This window comes from Streptomyces sp. NPDC127119, assembly GCF_042677425.1.
In the GTDB taxonomy this organism is placed as follows: Bacteria; Actinomycetota; Actinomycetes; order Streptomycetales; family Streptomycetaceae; genus Streptomyces.
On the sequence record NZ_JBHXTO010000291.1, the window covers coordinates 1 to 3,118 of the forward strand.

Annotated in this window: 4 protein-coding genes; 1 reads left to right on the plus strand and 3 read right to left on the minus strand. The window is 70.6% G+C overall.

Annotation, left to right across the window (positions count from 1 at the left end):
- Positions 1–142: 142 nt before the first annotated feature.
- From ACFVH5_RS44155 to ACFVH5_RS44165, 3 genes are all read right to left on the minus strand, one after another.
- Positions 143–487 (minus strand): DUF2516 family protein, encoded by a 345-nt coding sequence (locus ACFVH5_RS44155; RefSeq protein ID WP_107015800.1) that lies wholly within the window; start codon positions 485–487, stop codon positions 143–145.
- A gap of 167 nt (positions 488–654) precedes the next feature.
- Complete coding sequence (locus tag ACFVH5_RS44160) at positions 655–1,251, minus strand: hypothetical protein (protein ID WP_385839331.1); 597 nt, start codon at positions 1,249–1,251, stop codon at positions 655–657.
- 170 nt (positions 1,252–1,421) lie between these two features.
- Positions 1,422–1,991: a helix-turn-helix domain-containing protein gene (locus tag ACFVH5_RS44165; RefSeq protein ID WP_385839332.1), complete on the minus strand. Its 570-nt coding sequence runs from the start codon at positions 1,989–1,991 to the stop codon at positions 1,422–1,424.
- A gap of 146 nt (positions 1,992–2,137) precedes the next feature.
- On the opposite strand from ACFVH5_RS44165, the gene ACFVH5_RS44170 reads away from it, so the two are divergent.
- Positions 2,138–3,019 carry a GNAT family N-acetyltransferase gene (locus ACFVH5_RS44170; protein ID WP_385839333.1) on the plus strand — a complete coding sequence of 294 codons (882 nt, stop codon included), beginning with the start codon at positions 2,138–2,140 and terminating at the stop codon, positions 3,017–3,019.
- The last annotated feature ends 99 nt before the right edge of the window (positions 3,020–3,118 follow it).

Genomic DNA, 3,118 nt, shown 5'->3' on the forward strand with positions numbered 1-3,118 from the left:
GTTCCCCGCGCCCCTGAAAAGCGGGGCTGCGCCCCGGCTTTTTGTCTTTGGGGGCGCGGGGAACTGCGCGACCAGCCCCCACCGGACCCGCACGGGACCAGGAGGCTCAGCGCACGCTTGCACGCACGGTCCAGGCAACGGCTCAGCGGCCGCCGTTGTACGGCCCGTACGGACCGTCGCTGCTGCTGCCGCCACCTCGGCGACCGCCCCGGCCGCCGCCAGAGACCTGCTGGAGAGCCGGCCGGACGTCCACGAAGAAGACGATCGTGGCGACGAGGAACGCGATCTGCAGGAAGAGCATCGGCACCAGCAGGTTCACGGCCACGGCGAGACCGAGCAGGATCAGCCAGAACATCTTGGTCTGCTTGTTCGCGGCGCGGTAGGCGTCGTCGCGGGCCAGCCCGGCCATGACCAGCGCCACCACCGCGAGTACCAGCATGGCGGTGTAGATCAGCCACATGAGGCCGCCGAATGCCGTCAGGAGCACGTTGCCCACCACCCGTGTCGAGTCGTCGTTTCTACGCGGTCACCGTACCCGCAGAACGGGTCGGGAACTCCGATAGTGCCCGGAGTGCCCGACCCGTTCTCTTTGCGTACACGCTCGCCGCGTACGCGCTCTTCGCCCATGGGCTGTTCGCGTACGCGGCGGCCGTCCTACTTCGCGGGCGGCGTCGGCTTCTTGGCCGTGGTGGTGGTCTTGCGGGCGGCCGGGGTCTTCTTCGCCGGGGCCTTCTTGGCCGGGGCGGGGCCGGTCTTGGCCTCGGCGGGCGTCGCGATCGTGCCCTCGGCCGGCTCGGGGTTCGGCTCGACGGCGATCGCCAGCTCCTCGATCTCCTCGGCCGCCTCGCCGCGCCAGGTCTTCACGGTCTGCTCGCCGTGCTCGGCGACCTTCTCGTACGTCTCGCGCGCCTTCACGGCGTACTCGGCGGCGACGCCGACACCGCGCAGGGCGAAGTCCTGAGCCGTCTCACCGATCTTCTTCAGGTCGGTGTCCAGGGTGCTGATGAAGCCGTTCACCCGGGTCTGAAGGGTCTCCTGCGCCTCCTTGGCGCGGGCGGTGGCCTTCTCCTGGACGGCGTTCGGGTCGATGCCCCGTACGGCGTCGATACGGGCCGGCGCCTCGGCGCGCAGCTGCTCGACGAGGCCCGGAACCTTCTTGGCCTGCTGGAGGGCCAGGTCGGCCGTACCGGCGGCGAAGTAGAGGGGGGTCGGGTCGCTGAGGGTCTTGCGGAGGTCGTCGGTGATGGCCATGGTGATGGTCCTCCCGGAATCACTGTCGCGTGGGGCGTGAGGGTATGGGTGTGCGTGTTCGTGCGGTCTGTCTGTCGCTGCTCCGTGGCCGACCGGTCGACCGGCGGGCCGACCGGTCCGTACGGGACCGTGCCGGGACACGCCGTGCCCGGTCCTGACGCCGGACGAGGTCAGCTCGCGGAGGACTGCTGATCGTGCTGGTCGTGCGGGTGCTGCGAGTCGTGCGGGTCCTTCTGTGCGGCATCGCTGCCGTCGGCCGTGCGGGCCCTGTCAACGACGGTGTCCCCGCCATCCGTTACGCGCGTGACGGCTGACACGTCCGACACACTCGCCATGTCCGACGCGTCCGGCACGCCTTCCGCGTCCAGCAGGTCCTCGACCGCCTTGATCTCGAACCCGTTCTCCTTGCGGAAGGACTCGTAGATCTGGAGCAGCACCTGCTTCTGCCGCTCGGTGAGCGTCGGGTCGGCGAGGATGACCGCACGCGTCTCCACCTCGTCCCGGTCACGCTCGGCGTCGAGGATCCCGGCGCGGACGTACAACGTCTCGGCGGAGATCCGCAGGGCCTTGGCGACCTGCTGCAACACCTCCGCGCTCGGCTTGCGCAGCCCGCGCTCGATCTGGCTCAGATACGGATTGGACACCCCGGCGGCCTCGGCGAGCTGCCGCAGACTCAGCTGCGCGTTGCGCCGCTGGTCCCGCAGATACTCACCGAGATTGCCGACGTTGAGTGATGCCATGCGTCTACCCTGCACCACCCTTGCTAACTATTGCAAGCACATGCTTGCAAAAGTGCGCTACGCCACTGCGCACCGCATCCCGCACCCTGATCCGACCGATCCGACCCGCACCCTCATCCGACCCTCACCCCAAGGACTGTCCCCGTATGCGACCGGACGACTGGCACCTCACCGAAGATGTCGACGAATTCCTCGGCCTGGCCGGCGGCTTCCTGCGTGCGCGGCCCGGCCTGCACGTCATGCCGCTGACCTGGACCGCGCGGCTGCGGGCCCGCGGGGCCGCGGCCTTCGGCGTCGAGCCGCCCCTCTTCGGGCTGCTGGAGCAGGCGGGCGAGGTCCGTGCCGCCTTCTACCGGCTCCCCTCCCGTGCGCTGGTCCCCACCCCGCTCACCCCCGAGCAGGCCGACAGCCTCGCCGCCCGCCTGGCCGCCCTCGGGCTCTCCCTCCCCGCCGTCAGCGCGGACGACGGCACCGCCGCCCTGTTCGCCGAGGCGTGGCAGCGGCACACGGGCGCGACACCGGCACTCCGTTCCACGCGGCTGGGCCTGTACCGCCTCGGCACGCTCACCCCGCCCGATCCGCACCCGGCGGGCCGGAGCCGGCTGCTGGGCGAGCAGGACCTCGACGACGTCATGTACTGGTGCGGCGAGTTCGCCAGGGCCACCGGGGAGGACGTCTCCCTCGACGCCGGCTCCTGGGCCGGCACCCGCTACGCCGACAAGACCTACACGCTCTGGGAGACCCCCGACGGCACCCCCGTCTCCGTCGCGGGCATGAACCCCGTGATCGGCGGCCAGGTACAGGTGGATGTCGTCTACACCCCGTCCCACCTGCGCGGTCACGGGTACGCGGGCGCCGTCACCGCCGAGGTGAGCCGGGCCGCGCTGGCCGCGGGCGCGCGGGAGGTCGTCCTGTTCACCGACTTGGCGAACCCCACCAGCAACGCCCTCTACCAACGCCTCGGCTACCGCCTGCTCGCCAACTGGTCGGGCTACGACTTCGCGGGAGGGAGTGACAAGAGAGAGTGACCTCGTGACCGAGTAACCGAGTAACCGAGTAACCGAATGACCGTGGGTGTTCCGGCGGGGCGGGGCGGCGGGTGAACGTGGGGGGGGGCCGCAACACCC

Coding starts and splice junctions, on each gene's coding strand:
- ACFVH5_RS44160 (WP_385839331.1), bottom strand. CDS start 1,251: ATGGCCATCACCGACGACCTCCGCAAGACCCTCAGCGACCCGACCCCC.
- ACFVH5_RS44165 (WP_385839332.1), bottom strand. CDS start 1,991: ATGGCATCACTCAACGTCGGCAATCTCGGTGAGTATCTGCGGGACCAG.
- ACFVH5_RS44170 (WP_385839333.1), top strand. CDS start 2,138: ATGCGACCGGACGACTGGCACCTCACCGAAGATGTCGACGAATTCCTC.